The organism is Actinomadura sp. 9N215, assembly GCF_044326345.1.
Classification (GTDB): domain Bacteria; phylum Actinomycetota; class Actinomycetes; order Streptosporangiales; family Streptosporangiaceae; genus Spirillospora.
On sequence record NZ_JBIRBA010000001.1, the window covers coordinates 182199 to 198533 of the forward strand.

The 16335-nt window shown below is 72.9% G+C and carries 12 protein-coding genes; 3 read left to right on the top strand and 9 right to left on the bottom strand.

Annotated elements, in window-relative coordinates; all coding sequences use genetic code 11:
• Window positions 1-107: 107 nt before the first annotated feature.
• Genes ACH34T_RS00825 through ACH34T_RS00845 form a run of 5 tightly spaced genes read right to left on the bottom strand, consistent with a single transcriptional unit; the run spans window position 108 to window position 5099 of the window.
• Entirely contained in the window at window positions 108-2165 is a 2058-nt protein-coding gene (locus ACH34T_RS00825; protein WP_395989943.1) for a xanthine dehydrogenase family protein molybdopterin-binding subunit, read from the bottom strand.
• Window positions 2162-3190, bottom strand: a complete 1029-nt coding sequence (locus ACH34T_RS00830; RefSeq protein WP_395989944.1) for an FAD binding domain-containing protein — start codon at window positions 3188-3190, stop codon at window positions 2162-2164. The genes ACH34T_RS00825 and ACH34T_RS00830 overlap by 4 nt, the downstream gene beginning before the upstream one ends.
• Window positions 3187-3732 (bottom strand): (2Fe-2S)-binding protein, encoded by a 546-nt coding sequence (locus tag ACH34T_RS00835; protein WP_395989945.1) that lies wholly within the window; start codon window positions 3730-3732, stop codon window positions 3187-3189. The genes ACH34T_RS00830 and ACH34T_RS00835 overlap by 4 nt, the downstream gene beginning before the upstream one ends.
• Before the next feature lie 31 nt (window positions 3733-3763).
• Window positions 3764-4690 (bottom strand): deoxyribose-phosphate aldolase, encoded by a 927-nt coding sequence (locus ACH34T_RS00840; RefSeq protein WP_395989946.1) that lies wholly within the window; start codon window positions 4688-4690, stop codon window positions 3764-3766.
• A gap of 10 nt (window positions 4691-4700) precedes the next feature.
• On the bottom strand, window positions 4701-5099 hold the full coding sequence (locus ACH34T_RS00845) for a phage holin family protein (RefSeq protein ID WP_395989947.1): 399 nt from the start codon (window positions 5097-5099) through the stop codon (window positions 4701-4703).
• A gap of 136 nt (window positions 5100-5235) precedes the next feature.
• On the opposite strand from ACH34T_RS00845, the gene ACH34T_RS00850 reads away from it, so the two are divergent.
• Window positions 5236-7383, top strand: coding sequence for a germacradienol/geosmin synthase (locus ACH34T_RS00850; RefSeq protein WP_395989948.1), 2148 nt, complete (start codon window positions 5236-5238; stop codon window positions 7381-7383).
• Window positions 7384-7450: 67 nt separating this feature from the next.
• On the opposite strand, the gene ACH34T_RS00855 is transcribed toward ACH34T_RS00850, so the two are convergent.
• Entirely contained in the window at window positions 7451-10990 is a 3540-nt protein-coding gene (locus ACH34T_RS00855) for an AAA family ATPase (protein WP_395989949.1), read from the bottom strand.
• A 161-nt stretch (window positions 10991-11151) separates the two neighbouring features.
• Here ACH34T_RS00855 and ACH34T_RS00860 point away from each other — a divergent pair, with 161 nt between their 5' ends.
• On the top strand, window positions 11152-11748 hold the full coding sequence (locus ACH34T_RS00860) for an RNA polymerase sigma factor (RefSeq protein WP_395989950.1): 597 nt from the start codon (window positions 11152-11154) through the stop codon (window positions 11746-11748).
• Complete coding sequence (locus ACH34T_RS00865; RefSeq protein ID WP_395989951.1) at window positions 11745-12638, top strand: hypothetical protein; 894 nt, start codon at window positions 11745-11747, stop codon at window positions 12636-12638. The genes ACH34T_RS00860 and ACH34T_RS00865 overlap by 4 nt, the downstream gene beginning before the upstream one ends.
• A gap of 77 nt (window positions 12639-12715) precedes the next feature.
• Here the strand turns inward: ACH34T_RS00865 and ACH34T_RS00870 are convergent, their stop codons facing one another.
• The 3 genes from ACH34T_RS00870 to ACH34T_RS00880 form a co-directional block, all read right to left on the bottom strand.
• Entirely contained in the window at window positions 12716-13066 is a 351-nt protein-coding gene (locus tag ACH34T_RS00870) for an NADAR family protein (protein WP_395989952.1), read from the bottom strand.
• Window positions 13067-13198: 132 nt separating this feature from the next.
• Complete coding sequence (locus ACH34T_RS00875) at window positions 13199-13939, bottom strand: hypothetical protein (protein ID WP_395989953.1); 741 nt, start codon at window positions 13937-13939, stop codon at window positions 13199-13201.
• A 38-nt stretch (window positions 13940-13977) separates the two neighbouring features.
• Window positions 13978-16308 carry a hypothetical protein gene (locus ACH34T_RS00880; RefSeq protein WP_395989954.1) on the bottom strand — a complete coding sequence of 777 codons (2331 nt, stop codon included), beginning with the start codon at window positions 16306-16308 and terminating at the stop codon, window positions 13978-13980.
• Window positions 16309-16335 lie beyond the last annotated feature (27 nt).

The window sequence follows — 16335 nt, forward strand, 5'->3', positions numbered from 1 at the left end:
GATCACCTCGCGGGTTGGGAGCGGCCCCCGAGCAGGTCGTCGATACCCGTCTCCGGACGGGCCTCACCTCGCCGGTGAACCTTTCCACCGGTCAGGAACCGTCCTGCTCAGAGATCGTGGACGAGTGCGGCCGGGGTGATCGGCAGGCGCCGGACGCGGATGCCGGTCGCGTGGTGGACGGCGTTGCCGACGGCCGCCGCCGCGCCGACGATGCCGATCTCGCCGATGCCCTTGGAGCCCATCGGGTTCAGGTGCGGGTCGGACTCCTCCACCCACGCCGCGTCGATGTCGCGGACGTCGGCGCACGCCGGGACGTGGTACTGCGCGAGGTCCCGGTTGAGGAAGTCGCCGAACTCCTCGTCCATGACGCTCTGCTCCATCAGCGCCATGCCGACGCCCATCGTCATGCCGCCGATGAACTGGGAGCGGGCCGTCGTCGGGTTGATGATCCGCCCGGCGGCGAAGACGCCGAGCATCCGGCGGACGCGGACCTCGCCCGTGTCGGCGTCCACCTCCACCTCGGCGAACTGCGCGCCGAACGCGTGCCGCGCGTACTCGTCCCGCCCCTTGACCTCCTCGGTCGTGTCAGCCGACACTTCGAGCCCCTCCGGCGGGACGGCGCCGTTCAACTTGCCGCGCAGGCCCTCGCAGGCGCGGACGACGGCCGTCCCCCAGCCGGCCGTCCCGGAGGAGCCGCCCGCGACGGACGCCCTGGGAAACGCGCTGTCGCCGAGCTCGACCGTCACGTCGCCGAGGTCCGCCTTCAGCGTCTCGGCGGCGATCAGGGCGAGGGCGGTGCGGGCGCCGGTGCCGATGTCGGCGGCGGCGATCCGGACGGTGAACGTCCCGTCCGGCTCGGCGCGGGCGGTCGCCCGGTTGGGGCTCATGTAGGCGGGATAGGTGGACGAGGCGACGCCCGTGCCGATGAGCTTGCGGCCCTCCCAGCGGACGCCGGGCGCGGGGTCGCGCCCGGCCCAGCCGAAGCGGTCGGCGCCCTCCTTCAGGCACGCGACGAGGTTGCGGGAGCTGAACGGCAGGCCGCTCTCCGGATCCCGGTCGGTGTCGTTGCGGATGCGCAGCTCGACCGGGTCGATGCCGGTGGCGACGGCGAGTTCGTCCATGACGGATTCGAGCGCGTACATTCCGGGTGTCTCGCCTGGGGCGCGCATCCACGACGGGGTGGGGACGTCCAGGCGGACGAGGCGGTGGGACGTCCGCCGGTGGGGCGCCTGGTACATGACGCGGGTCGGTGTGGCGGTCTGCTCGGCGAACTCCTTGACGGTCGACGATTGCTCCACCACGTCGTGGAGGATCGCGTTGAGACGTCCGTCGGCGTCCGCGCCGACCCTGAATCGCTGGATCGTCGGCGTCCGGTAGCCGGTCGTCGCGTACATCTGCTGGCGCGGGACGGCGAACTTGACGGGACGTCCTACGGCCCCTGCCGCCATCGCCGCCAGGACGACGTTCGGCTTGGGGATTCCCTTGGAGCCGAACCCGCCGCCGACGTGCGGGGCTATGACGCGCACCTTCGTCGCGTCGAGGCCGAAGGTCTGGGCGATCATCTTTTGGACGGTCGACGCGCCCTGGGTCGAGTCGTAGAGCGTGAGGGTTCCGTGTTCGTCCCAGAGGGCGAGAGTGGCGTGCGGCTCCATCGGATTGTTGTGCTCGGCGGGCGTCGTGTAGGTGACGTCCACGCGCACGGCCGAATCGCGGAACGCGTCCTCGGGCTCGCCCAGCTCGGTGTCCGTGGGAAAGACCGGATTCACCTGGTCGGGCTTGTAGAGGCCGGAATGGTCGGTGCGCAGCCGCACGTCCGGCGGCTCCGACACGTACTCGACATGGACGAGACGGGCCGCTTCCCGTGCGGTTTCGAGCGTCTCGCCGACCACGACCGCGACGAACTGGCCACGGTAGGAAACCGTCCGGGACTGGAACAGCGCCAGTTCTCCGTCTGGCGGATCGCTGAGCCTCGGCGCGTTCTCACAGGACAGGACGGCGAGCACACCAGGAAGCGCCAGCGCCGCCTCGGCGTCGACGGCCGTGACCTCACCGCGTCCAACGCTCGCCTGCACGGCCGCCGCATACGCGACGTTCTCGACGGGGTACTCGAACGCGTAACGCGCCGCTCCCGTGACCTTCTCGCGGCTTTCCAGACGTTCGGTCATGACGCCGTCCCCTCCCCCGGCTCTGCCGTATCGGTCGGCTCGGCCGTTTCGGCCAGTTCCGTCAGCGTCCGGACGATGAGGTTGCGCGCGAGCGGCACCTTGTACGCGTTGTCGCGCAGCGGCTCAGCGGCTTCCAGTTCGGCCTCGGCGGCGCGCAGGAACGACTCCCGCGTCGCGGGCCTCCCGCGCAACGCCTCTTCGGCCCGCCAGGCCCGCCACGGCTTGTGCGCGACGCCGCCCAGCGCCAGCCGGACGTCCCGGACCTCGCCGCCATCCACGTCTCTATCCACATCCAGGGCCGCCGCTATCGAGACCAGCGCGAACGCGAACGACGCACGTTCCCTGACCTTGCGGTAGCGGGACGGCATGCCCAGCGGCGGAACCTCGACCGTCGTGACCAGGTCGCCCGGTTCCAGGACGGTGTCACGCTCGGGCTCGTTGTCGGGCAACCGGTGGAACTCGTCCATCGGAATGGTTCTCGCACCGGCGCGTCCTAGGACGTGCACAGACGCGCCCAACGCCGACAGCGCAACCGCCATGTCGGACGGATGCGTCGCCACGCACGCCTCCGAATGCCCCAGGATCGCCAGGTTGTGGTGCTCGCCTTCCCGCGCCGGACATCCGCTGCCGGGGTCCCGCTTGTTGCACGGCTTGGCGGTGTCCTGGAAGTAGGAGCAGCGTGTGCGTTGCAGGAGATTGCCGCCGACGGTCGCCAGATTCCGTATCTGCCCGGACGCCCCCGCCAGGACGGCCTGCGCAAGCATGGGGTGCCCTGCACGGACCGTCCGATCCGCGGCGAGAGCGCTGTTGCTCATGGCCGCGCCGATGAGGAGCGTGCCGTCCGGGCTCAGCTGGACGTCGTCGTACGGAAGGTGGGCGACGTCCACGAGCCTGGCGGGCGTTTCCACGCCGAGTCGCATCAGGTCCACGAGGTTGGTTCCGCCGCCGAGGTAGTAGGTCTCGCCGTCGTGCCGCGTCAGGGCGTCTTCGGCGCTGGTGGCGCGCTCGTAGGTGAACGGCCTCATGCCTCCGCCGCCTCCTTCTGCCGCGCCGCTTCCCTCAGTGCCGCGACAATGCCGAGGTACGCGCCGCATCGGCACAGGTTGCCGCTCATCCGTTCGCGTATCTCGTCGTCGTCCAGGACGGGGTCGGAATCGACGTCGCCGGTCACCGCACTGGGCCAGCCTTGTTCGACCTCGTCCAGCATCCCCGTCGCGGAACAGAGCTGACCGGGCGTGCAATACCCGCACTGGAAGGCGTCGTGCTCGATGAACGCCTCCTGGACGGGACTCAGCTGCCCATCCCGCGCGAGCCCTTCGACCGTGACGATGTCCGCTCCGTCATGGGCGACGGCCAGCGCGAGGCACGCGTTCGCACGGCGTCCGCCGATGAGGATGGTGCAGGCGCCGCACTGCCCGTGGTCGCAGCCCTTCTTGGAACCGGTCAACCCGAGGTCCTCGCGCAGCACGTCCAGGAGGGACGCGCGGGTGTCGACGCTGAGCCGGTGCTCCCGCCCGTTTACGACAAGGGTTATTCCGGCCTGTACCGGGGTGGATTCGCTGTCCATGATTCCGCCCCTACCCGGGATCCACGGCCGATCACAGGAGCTCGGCGGCGGCGTCCACGGCGGCCCTTACATCGCCGTCCGGCGGATACAGCAGGGCGCGCCCGGCGACGAGGCCCTTGACGCCCGGGATCCGCAGCGCGCGCCGCCAGCCGTCCCGCACCTCGCCGGGGCCGCCGGCGGCGCCGCCCAGCAGCAGCGCGGGCAGCGTCGTGGCCGCCATCACCCGCTCCATCTCCGGGACGACCGGCACTTTCAGCCACGTGTACGCCGAGGTGACGCCGAGCCCGGACGCGACCGACACCGCCCGGATCATCGCCTCCGCCGTCAGCAGGTTCCGGACGCGACCGTCCACGCGGTGCGCGACGAACGGCTCCACCATCGCCATCAGCCGGTGCCGCGCGAGCGCCGACACCGCGCCCGCGCAGGCCTCCAGCGTGCGGACCGTCGCCGCGTCGCCGTCGTCGACGCGGAGCAGCATCTTGCCGCCGTCCAGCCGGGACGCGGCGATCGCGTCGGCGTCGTAGGCGGTGAACCGGTCGTCGATCTCGAACGCCGTCCCGGCGAGGCCGCCCCGGTTCATCGACCCGATCGCGAGCCGGCCGTCCAGGACGCCGAGCAGCAGGAGGTCCTCGATGACGTCGGGGGTGCCGAGCACTCCGTCCACGCCGGGCCGGTCGAGCGCGACGCAGAGCCGGTCGAGCAGCTCGCGCCGGTCGGCCATCGCCGTCAGGTCGCCGCCGGCGCCGAGCGCGCCGCGCGCCGGATGGTCCGCCGCGATGATCAGCAGCCGGCCGGACGCGCCGGGCGGCCCGGACCTGCGCCTCCTGGCCGCCGCGGCCTCGGCGATCGCCTCGGGGCGCGCGGCCCGCACGTCCGCGAGCTCCCCCGCCCGCACGCCCCCGCCCGCGCCTTCACGATCACCGTCGCGCACGTCGTCGTGCCCGCTGACGTCCGCCATCGGTCGTCGATCAGGCCGGGGACGGGCCGGAGTCGGAGCCGGAGTCGCAGAGGATCTCCACGACCTGGCGGGCCGTCTCGGTGGGCAGCGGGGGCGGCAGGCCCTTCCACCTGCGGGACGCCGCCATCGCCGCGGCCCCCGCCCCGCCCCCGTACACGGCGGCCGCGACGAACGACGCCAGCTCAGGCGGCAGCTTCCGCTCCAGCAGCAGCACGTTCATCCGGTAGGTCGCGGCCGTCGCCAGCACCCCGAACGCCCCGGCGACGGCGCCGAGCCGCAGCGCCGGGACGCGCCGCCTGGCCTTGTCCAGCATCTCCGCCTGCGCGGCGTCGATCACCCGCCGGACGAGCAAGAGGTTCTGCTCCAGCGAGTCGTCGTCGACCTCCGCGGGCTCATACGACTCCGTCATGACCTCGCTTTACCCGTAGGCGTGCATGGGAACCAGGAGAGAAATATGTCACCGTCGGTTACTTTGCGGGTGCTGTAGGTTGCGGGGCGGGTCCCCGCGGCCCGACCGTCCCCGACCCCGTGAGAGAGGCCGGTCGATGCAACCGTTCGAGCTGCCCGACTTCTACGTCCCGTACCCGGCTCGGCTGAACCCGCATCTGGAGCGCGCGCGGACGCACACCAAGGCGTGGGCGCGCGAGATGAGGATGCTGGACGACCACCGCGACCCCGGCACCCCCGACATCTGGGACGAGGCCAAGCTCGAAGGCGCCGACTACCCGCTCCTGTGCGCCTACACCCATCCCGACTGCGACGGCCCGGAACTCGACCTCATCACCGACTGGTACGTCTGGGTGTTCTACTTCGACGACCATTTCCTGGAGGTCTTCAAGAAGACCCAGGACCAGCCCGGCGCGAAGGCCTACCTCGACCGGCTCCCGCTGTTCATGTCGCTCGACCCGCCGGAGCCGACGAACGCCGTCGAGCGCGGGCTGGCCGACCTGTGGGCGCGGACCGTCCCGTCGAAGTCGGGCGGCTGGCGGCGCCGCTTCGCCCGGAGCACGCTGAACCTGCTCCGCGAATCGCTGTGGGAGCTGTCCAACATCAGCACCGGACGCGTCCCGAACCCGGTCGAGTACGTCGAGATGCGCCGCAAGGTCGGCGGCGCGCCCTGGTCGGCCGATCTGGCGGAGCACGCGGCGGGCATCGAGGTCCCCTGGCGCGTGGTGGGGACGCGGCCGCTGCGCGTCCTCAAGGACACGTTCGCGGACGCCGTCCACCTGCGCAACGACATCTTCTCCTACCAGCGCGAGACCGAGTCCGAAGGGGAGATCAACAACTCCGTCCTGGTGATGGAGCGGTTCCTGGACGTGGCCCCGCAGGCCGCCGCCGACACCGTCAACGACCTGCTGACGTCCCGGCTCCGGCAGTTCGAGAACACGACCCTCACCGAACTGCCGCAACTCTTCGAGGACTACGCCCTCGACCCCGTCGAACGCGCGCACGCCTCGGTCTACGTGAAAGCGCTCCAGGATTGGCAGTCCGGCTGCCACGAATGGCACACCCGCTCCGGCCGCTACATGAACAAGAAGTCGCTCGGCATGTCCGCGGCCCGGATTCCCGCCCTGCTCCGGTCGGCGCGGATCAGCATTCCGCACGTCCCGTACCAGAAGGTGGGGCCGACGCCGCTTCCGGAGTTCGACATCCCTTATCAGGCCCGCGTCAACCCGCACCGCACCCGCGCCGGGAACAACACCGTCGCCTGGTGCCGCGACATGGGCATGTACGACCCGCAGCCGCGCCATCCCGACCCGATCTGGAACGAGGAGAAGCTCACCGGATTCGCGTTCGAGATCTGCGCCGCGTCCATCGCCCCGGACGCGTCCCCGGAGGCCCTCGACCTCGCGACCCAGTGGCTGGCCTGCGGCACCTACGGCGACGACTATTTCCCCGCCGTCTTCAACCGCGACCGCGACATGGCCGGAGCGAAACGCTTCAACGCCCGCGTCCCCGCGTTCATGCCGCTCGACTGCGGCGCCACACCCGACCCGGAGAACCCCTTCGAAGCCGGGCTGGCCGACCTGTGGCGGCGCACCGCCACCCCCATGGACGAGAACGGCCGCCGCGAATTCCGCGCCACCGTCGAGCACATGGTCGAAAGCTGGCTCTGGGAACTGCACAACCATCTCCAGTCGCGCGTCCCCGACCCCGTCGACTATCTCGAAATGCGCCACCACACCTTCGGCTCGGAGATGACGATGAGCCTCTCCCGGATCGGCCACGCGCACGAGATCCCCGCCCACGTCTTCGAGACCCGCACGCTCCGCGAGATCGACGCCTCCGTGATGGACGTCGCCTGCCTCATGAACGACTGCTTCTCCTACCAGAAGGAGATCGAGTACGAGGGCGAGGTCAACAACGGCGTCCTCGCCGTGCAGAACTTCTTCGGCTGCGGCCGCGACGAGGCCCTGCCCATCGTCAACGACCTCATCACGTCCCGCCGCCGCCAGTTCGAGCACCTCGCCGCCCACGAACTCCCGGCGCTGGCCGACGAACTGGAACTCGACGACACCGCCCGCACCGCGCTCGACGCCTATCTCGGCGAACTCCGCGACTGGATGGCCGGCATCCTCAAATGGCACCGGGAGACCGACCGCTACGACGAACGCGAATCTCCGGCGCGCGTCCCCGAACCCGCGGGCCTCGGCACCTCCGCGTTCCGCCCCTTCACCCGCTCAGGCCGCTGACCAGGCCCGGCCCGGAAGACCGCCCACCGGCGCGATCAGGTCGGTGAGCGCACGCCGTCCGGCGCGGTCAGGTCGGTGAGCGCTCGCCCTCCGGGGCCGGGCGCGGGGCGGGGATCATCAAGGTGTGGCGCTCGTCCTGTGTGAGCCGCCGGAACACGCGGCCGCGGGCCCGTTCGACGAGCGCGTCGCCGTCCGTCACGGCCTCCCACACCCGGACCGTCCGGTCGGCGGACGCGGTCGCGACCCGCGTGCCGTCCGGTGACCAGGCGACGTCCAGGACCTCGTCGTCGTGCACGGCGGCGACGGACAGCTCCCGCCCGGTCTCCGGGTCCCACAGCCGGACGGTCCGGTCCGCGGAGGCCGTCGCGAGGATCCGGCCGTCCGGCGACCACGCCATCGACCACACCCAGCCGTCATGCCCGGCCAGCACGCACACCTCCGCGCCGGTCGCGGCGTCCCAGACCTGCACCTCGGAGTCGCTGGACAGGGCCGCGACGCGGCCGCCCGCGGGCGACCAGGCCATCGCCCGCACGGGGCTGCGCGGCAGGTTCAGCACCATCACCTGCAAACCGGTCTGGGACTCCCACACCCGCACCGTGCCGTCGGCGGACGCGGTGGCGATCCGCTCGCCGTCGGGCGCCCAGGAGACGGCGCGGACGGTGTCGCCGTGCCCGCGCAGCACGAGCGGCTCCCCGCCGTCCCGCCACCGCCGTACCAGGACCGTGCGGTCGTCGGACGCCGACGCGAGCCGCGTCCCGTCCGCGGACCACGCGACGGCCCGGACCGAGTCGCCGTGCCCGTGCAGGACGGTCTCCTCGGCGCCGTCGGCCGTCCAGATGCGGACGGTCCGGTCCCGGGACGCGGTGGCGAGCCGGGCGCCGTCCGGCGACCAGGCCGCGTTCCACACCTCGTCGGCGTGCCCGCGCAGAACGCGGGCGCCGTCGTCGGCCCAGATCCGCGCCGTCCCGTCGTAGGACGCCGAGGCGAGCACCCCGGCGGTGGACCAGTCGACCGCCGTGACCCTGTGGTCATGGCCGCGCATCACCACGATCTCCGCCGCCCGCTCCGCATCCCAGAACCGGACGGTCCGGTCGTTGGAACCGCTGGCCAGGCGGGCGCCGTCGGGCGACCAGGCCACCGAGCGCAGCGGCTCGCCGTGGCCGCGGAACGCCGCCAGCTCGGTGCCCTCCACGGCCGACCAGAGCCGGATCGTGCGGTCGTGGGACGCGGTGGCGAGCCGGGCGCCGTCCGGCGACCAGGCCACCTCCCACACCAGGTCGGCGTGCCCGCGCAGCACCGGCCGGGACTCGCCCGTCGCCGCGTCCCACACCCGGGCCGTCCGGTCGTAGGAGCAGCTCGCCAGGCGGGCGCCGTCGGGCGACCAGGCGGCCATGCGGACGGTGTCCTCGTGGCCCTCCAGGACGGCCGTCGTCCTCCCGTCGGCCGCGTTCCAGATCCGGATCGTGCGGTCGTCGGAGCTGCTGGCGAGCCGGGCGCCGTCGGGCGACCAGGCCACATGCCGGACCCAGCCGTCGTGGCCGCGCAGCGAGGCCGTCGCCGTGCCGTCCGCCGGGTCCCAGATCTTCACGTCCCCGTCGCGGGACGCGGAGGCGACGCGCGTACCGTCCGGTGACCAGCACACGGCCCACACTTGGTCGCGGTGGCCGCGCAGAAGCGCGATCCGGGCGTGGGCGGCGGCGTCCCAGACGCGCACCGTGGAGTCGTCGGACGCGGACGCCAGCCGCAGCCCGTCCGGCGACCACGCCACCGACACGACCGGCGCCTCGTGCCCGCGCAGCACCGCGACCTCGGCGCCGCTCCCGGCGTCCCAGACGCGGACCGTCCGGTCCGAGGACGCCGTCGCGACCAGCGACCCGTCCGGCGACCAGGCCACCGACCAGATCCGGTCGTCGTGGCCGCGCAGCACGCCCCGCACCCGCGACACGGCGAGGGCGGCCGACAGGGCCCGCCGGGCGAGCGGGGTGGGCGCGCACTCCTCGTGCGCCGCCAGGGCCAGCAGCAGGCTGTGCTCCGGGTCGGTCTGGAAGCCGGTGAGCGCCTGCCGGGCGATCGAGTCGGCGAGCCGCCGCATCGCGACGCCGTCCGAGCGGTGCGAGATCTCGACGAACTCGGCGGCGAGCGGCTCGATCGCGGCGAGGCCGTCCGCCTCGGCGATCCACTTGCGGGCCCCGGCCAGCCGGTCGCCGCGCAGCAGGTACGCCTCCTGGCGGCCGTAGCGGTCCCACTCCGCGGCCCACTGCTCCAGGTCGGCGATGCGGCGCAGGACCTCGGCGTGCAGCGCGATCGTCTGCCGCAGCGGAGCCCAGACGGAGAACAGCGCCTCGTGCGACACCTCGAACACGGCGTCGTCGCCGTCCCGGCCGCTGGTGCACAGCCGCTCCCGGACGAACGCGTCCACGACCAGGCGGCCCGCCTCGTCCAGCTCGCCGGACGGCACGCGCCGCCGCGTCGGCCGCCCGTCGGTGAACTTGACGAACTTCAGCAGCGTCTGCAGGACGGGCGGCGCGGGCTCCGCCGCCTCAAGCTCCGCCATCAGCCGGTCGGCGCGGCGCGTCAGGGCCCCGTCGACGCCGCCGGTCCTGCGGTAGTCCTCCACCGTGATCGTGCTGTTCCGCCCGGCGTGCAGGTACAGCTCGTGCAGCAGGTAGGCCAGGAGGGGCAGGGCCGTCCCGTCGCCGGTGTCGTCGGCCATCTGCGCGACCAGCTCCGGCGGCTCGAACGTGATCCCGACCCGCTCCGCGGGCTCCCGGATAACCGTCCGCAGCGCGGCCCGGTCGAGCGCCGTGACCGTGAACGGATGCCGGAACAGCTCGGCGTGCTCGCCGCTCAGGAACGCGGTCAGGAACTCCGCACGGAACACGAACACGACCCACAGCTTCGGGTCGCCGTCCAGCGTGTTCCTGAGCAGGCCCAGGAACGCGTCCCGGTCGTCGTCGCCGCTCAGCGTCAGGAACTCCTCGGCCTGGTCGACGACGATCAGCGCCGCGCGGTTCCGGCGGCCCTTGCGCAGCGCGTCGAGGCTTCGGGCCAGCGCGTCCTGGCCGTCCCGCCGCAATTCTGCCGCTATGTTCTCGGCGTCTCCGGCGGTCACGCCCTGGGCGTCGGCGAGGCTGTAGGAGAGCGATCGGAACGGGTCGTCCTCGGGCGTCATCGGCGGGACGACGACCCACCGCCGCTGCTGCGCTATCCGCGGCAGCAGCCCGGCGTGCAGCAACGACGACTTCCCCACCCCGGACGGCCCGGTGACCGCGATCGACCGCCGCTCGCCTCGCAGCCGCTCCACCAGTTCCTGGATCTCGCCGTCCCGTCCGAAGAAGACGGCGTCGTCGTCCTCGGTGAACGCGTCCAGCCCGGGATAGGGCGGCCGGTCGCCCTTCCACACCGGCCGCGCCAGGTTCCGCCGCTCCTGCCCCTTCTCCCATGCCAGGACGAGCGGGATCAGCAGCATGCAGAGCACAATGACCGGGAGCGCCCACTTCTGTACCACGTTCGTTGTTTGTGGCGAGACCTGCAATGCCAGCCCCAGCAACGCCACCAGCAGGATCATCAGGTACCCGGGAAAGACGGGACCCTGCCGACGCCGCATGCAAATCCTCCGGAAGCAGAACGCAAACCCTGCCCATGCTACGTCCGCGGGCCCCCAGCGGTTGATCAGCCCCGCACGCGAAATGCTGGACGGCGTCCGGACATGTGGCCTGTGTCCGGTCAATTCAGTACGCCCCGGGGCGTGCGCCGAGAGGAGGGGCATTGCCATCCCCTTTGGACGACTCCCATCCGCCCTGCCAGCCGGAGCCAGACAGGCGGCGACGCTTCGAGGAGATCTACACGGCGAACCGCGCCCGCATCCTCGGCTACGCGCTGCGCCGCACCGCCGACCCGCAGGACGCGGCCGACGTCCTGGCGGAGACGTTCCTGACGGCCTGGCGGCGGCTGGACGACGTCCCGCCCGGCGCGCAGGCGCGGCTGTGGCTGTACGGCGTGGCCCGCCGGACCCTGGCGAACCACCACCGCGGTGAGCGCCGCCGGTCCGCGCTGGCCGCCGACCTCGGCTCCCGGCTCCGCGCCGAGCTCGCCGACCTGCCCGACCCGGCCGGCCCGGCGAGCGACCTGGCGGACGTCGCCGCCGCGTTCCGGAGCCTGCCCGAACCCGACCGGGAGCTGCTGTCCCTCGTCGGCTGGGAGGGGCTGGACCACGGCGAGATCGCCGCCGTCCTCGGCTGCTCCCGCAACGCGGTCCGGATCCGCCTGCACCGCGCCCGCCGCCGGTTCGCCCGCGCGCTGGAGCGCACGGAGGCGGTCGCCCGTCCCCTGCCCGCCACCGTCCCGAACGGAGAACGCACATGAACCGCGACCTCGACACACTGATCGGCAGGCTCGCCCCCGTCACCGACGACCGGGCCGAGCAGCTGCTGTCCGACGAGGCGGCCGCGGGCCTGGCCGACCGCATCACGGCCGCCGCCTCCGACCCCGCTCCCTTCGGCGGCGCCGGCGCCAGCGCCCGGCCGCGCGGGCGGCGCCGGGTGCTCGTGACCGTCGGCCTTCCGCTTGCGACCGCGGCGGCGGCGGGCACGGCCGTCGCGGTCCTGGTCGCGCGGGACGAGCCGTCGCAGCCGAGCCCCCGGGTGGCCCCCCGGGTCACGCTGGCCGCGGCCCTGGCCTTCTCGGCGCAGGGCGACCACATCGACGTCCGCGTCCGCGACCCCCTGGCCGACCCGAAGCGGTACCGCGCCGAGTTCAAGGCCCGCGGCCTGGACGTCACCCTGTCGCTGGTGCCCGCCTCGCCGTCCATCGTCGGCACCGTGGTGATGGAGAGCACGAGCGAGGGCACCGGCGAGAACGACGTCAAGGCCATCACCGCCAAGGGCGAGTGCGAGACCGGCGGCGGGGGCGACGAGTGCCCGGTCGGCGTCCGGATCCGCACCGACTACACGGGCTCCGCCGAGATCGTCTTCGGACGCGCGGCGCGTCCGGGCGAGAAGTACAACAGCAGCGCGCCGGTGACCGCGCCGGGCGAGGAGATGCACGGGATGACCTTCCGGAACCACCGCGTCGGCGACGTGCTGGCCGCCCTGAAGGAGCGGAACGTCACCGTGCCCGAGTACCGCGCCACGGACGGGAAGGAGAACAACGTGCTGACCCCCGACCAGGTGCCGTCCGCCTGGTACGTCCACGACGCCGTCGCATGGGCCAAGGGCCAGGTCCTCCTGTTCGTGGGCCCCACCCCCTCCAACTGACCCCACCCGCCCCGGCCCCGCCCCCGGGGGCCGGGGCGATCAGGAGGCCGGGACGTCGAAGCCGCCTCGCTCAGCGGCTACCTCGAAGTGAGGGCGGTGCGGGCGGCCATGAGGGCGAAGCCGAGGAGGTTTTGGCCCTTCCAGGCGGACGGCTGTTCGGCGTAAGGGTCGTCGGCGGTCATGCCTATGCCCCAGACGCGGTCCAGGGGGCTTGCTTCCACGAGGACGCGGTCGCGGGTGCCGAGGAGGTAGTCGAGGAGTTCCTCGTTCTGGGCGAACTTGGCCTCATTGCCTTTGGTGACAATGGCGACGCGGTTGTCCACCCAGGTCTGCTCGTCGAAGTCGCGGACACGGCGGCCGAGGTCTTTCGCGCGGCGGGGATGGGACGCGGCGACGATGGCGTCCGCTACTTTCTCGTCCCCGAACAAGCGCGCCTTCCGGCCATCATGTAGTGCTCGGCGGTGGCGTAGGTGATGCCGTCCACGGTGAAGGGCGACGGCCCCCACTGGCTGAGATAGCCGGGGCCGGGGGTCCGGTGACCCCAGAAGAACAGGCCCCCTTCATAATCCGCAGTCCGCACCGACGGCGGTGCGTATCCAGGCGGGTGCTCGGGTTTCCTTGACCGCAGCCTCTGCGCGGCGGTAGGCGTCCGGTCTGCTTGCGGGGTCGTGTTGGATGACGTCGTCGAAGAACCGGTCCGACGCGGCGACGGCGAGGACGCCCGGCGAGGCGCTCAGGGCGTCCTTCAGGACCGGAGCGTCCAGGAGGCGGAAGGCGTGGTTGAGCGCCGGGCCGGTCACGCCGTGTGCGTCGTGGCGGACCTCGCCCGCGTGCAGGGCCAGGCGCAACCGGATGCGCGACTCCTCAGCGTGGACGACATTGTGCTCCTCCAGCGCCACCGCGAGCGCGGGTGGCAGACCGCCGGACAGGCGGGCCTTGGGCACGTCCGCCGGGACCAGCACCAGGACGCCGTCGCCCCGGTCCTCGTGGTGGCAGTCTCGCCAGGAGATTCCGCATCGCTCGAAGGCGGCCATGAGCGCGCGGTAGAGACCGTCCCGGACGGCCGTCTGGTGTGGGAGTGTCCGCCGTGGGTCGCCGAACCCCGCGACGTCCACGCAGACGATCGTGTTGTGGACGGCCGCATCGGCCACCGGCCGACCGGATTCGCCGCGCTCGTCATTTCGGGCGCGCACGCCGCTTCGTTCCGGGGCGGTCACCACTACGTTGTGGTCGCCGACGACGAGTTGCCCGTCGAAGTCCCCGCCGACCTTGATACGCGGACCGGGGTACCGGCTGGTCATGCGGTCCTCCCTTCCTCTCCCGCCCGGCGCGGGCACGGTCACTTGAAGGCGACGGTCATCGATGCGTCGCCGCCGACGACGAACTCGCACGGCTGGTCGCCCGGCGTGCCCGCGGGGCACGGCGATGGCCAGGTCGGCTGCCCGGTCCCGGGGTCGGAGACGGTTCCGGAGGGCGTGAGCCTGATCCGGTCGCCGCGCCGCACCGCCAGGTTCGTGGTCGTGCCGCCCACGCTGTCACCCAACTTGGCACCGTTGCGGTTCAGCCCGATCACGCCCTGGCCCGTGATCGTAAGGTTGAAGGTCGCTGGATCTCCGGCGCGGGTGGAGCCGAGAAGCGTGATCTCCTGCGGCGCCGCCGGACCGCCCGACAGCGCCAGCCCCGGGATGACCACGGACGCCCTGTACTGCCGGTTGGGCATCGGGCCCGGGTCGAAGGTCAGCCCGAGGAGGCAGCGGTTTCCGGGCTCGACGATCGCGGAGCCGCAGGTATCGTCCACCGCCTTGTGGAAACGCCCTTCACCGCCCTTGATCGTCCAGTTCGGACCGTCGAGCCGCCGGTCGCACACCGGGAACGTCCACGCGGTGCGCCAAGCGGGGTTGTGCGGGTCATCGCGCGGCGCGAAGGAACCGAAGTCGAAGGCCTTGGGCTGCTCGGCGACGCAGGTGGAGCCGCCTCGGTTGCCTCCGCCTCCGTCTCCGCCGTTGCCGTTGCCGTCGTCCGGCTTCTCGCCGTTGAGATTGCGGCCCTGCCCGCCCGAGCCGTTCCCCGTGCCGCCCCCGTTCCCGCCGCCCGACGGGACAGCGGACAGCGACGCTTGAGGGCGGTCGCCGCTGGAAGAGGCGGGCGTCCACCCCAGGCCCGCCGCGGCGATCGCGCCGCCCACCACCACTGCGGCGAACGGCCCCAGCACGGCCGGCTTCGCCAGCAGTCCCTTGGCCCCCTTGGCGCCCGCGGCGCCCCCTTTGGCGGCCGTCCCTCCCGCGAGGTGCTTGCCCGCGAGCAGCGCAGTGCCGACCGCCGCGCCGGCGAGGACGCCCTTGGCGAGGGCCTTGCGGCGCATCCGGTCCTGCTGGTCGAAGTACGTCTCGTCGCCGGCGGCGCGCAGTGACCGCGACGCCCGGCGGCCGAGCGCGAGGACGCGGCGCCACGCCCCCCAGCGCAAGGTCAGGCACAGGGCCGGCGCGACCGCCCTGGCCAGGTCCCGGGCCGCGGCGTGATGGCCTCCCTCGACCGCGGTCTCCAGGACGGCCGCCACGAGAGGCCCGGCGGCCGAGATCTCGTCCGCGCTCGCCGAGCGGGCCCAGGCCGCCAGCACCGCGGCGCGGCGGCCCGGTTCCGTCGGGGGATCCTCGCGCGTGACCTTGTGGGCGAGCGGCCCGCACAGGCTGTATCCGGCTCCTTCCCGGGCGGCGAGCCCGGCGGTCTCCAGCCGTTCCAGCGCCTTCCCGGCGGCGTCCGCACCGACACTCCCGGTCAGTTCGGCGACGAGACCGGGCGGGACGGCGACGCCCTCGGCGGCGCGCAGGGTGGCCAGAACGTCCCGCGCCGTGTCGCCGAGTCCCGTGGCGAGCGCCCCGGCCAGCGCGTCCAGGTCGGCGGGGACGTCCTCGACCGCGGCCGACCGCAGGGCCGTCCCGGCCTGGACGAGCGCCGCGGGATGCCCGTCCACGGACCCGGCGAACCGCTCCGCGAGCCGCCGCTCCTCCGCCGAGCACTCCCTCCCGGTCTCCCGGACGAGCAGTTCCACCGCGCTGTCGAGACCCAACCCGGCGAGCTCGAACGTCTCGCCGTCCCAGGGCAGCCGCCGCGGCGTCGCGACGGCGACGCCGCAGCCGGGGAGCGCGTCCAGAAGCGTGGCCAGGTCGTCGGCGTCGCCGCCGAAGTCGTCCACGAGGACGAGCGCGTTGATCGTCCCCATCAGCCGCCGGAGCTGAGGCCGCGCGGGCCGGTAGTGCCGGGTGTCGTAGCAGGTCTGGAAGAGCTCCTGGAGAACGTCCTCGACGTCCATACCGGCTGCGGCGAGATGGACCACGTCCGTCCCGGCGGCCTGGCGCCGCACCCCCGCCGCGCGCAGCAGCGCGGACTTGCCGATGCCCGGCGGCCCGGTGACCTGGACCGGCGTCCGCTCGCCGAGTAACCGGACGACGCGGTCGACGTCGGGGGCGCGGCCGAGGAGGTCTGGCTCGTCGAAGGGCAGGGGCGTTCCGGCGGGCCGGCTCCGCGGCCGGGGCGCGGGCATCGGCTCATGCCTCACCACCACCTCGGCGGCGCCACCCGAGTGAACGACGACGTTGTTGTCCCCCACGACGAGCTGGCCCTTGAACGCGCCCTCGACGCTGACCTGGGCGCCGTCTCCGTCAGCGACCACACCGGCCTCCCGTAAGCCCCCTGGGGT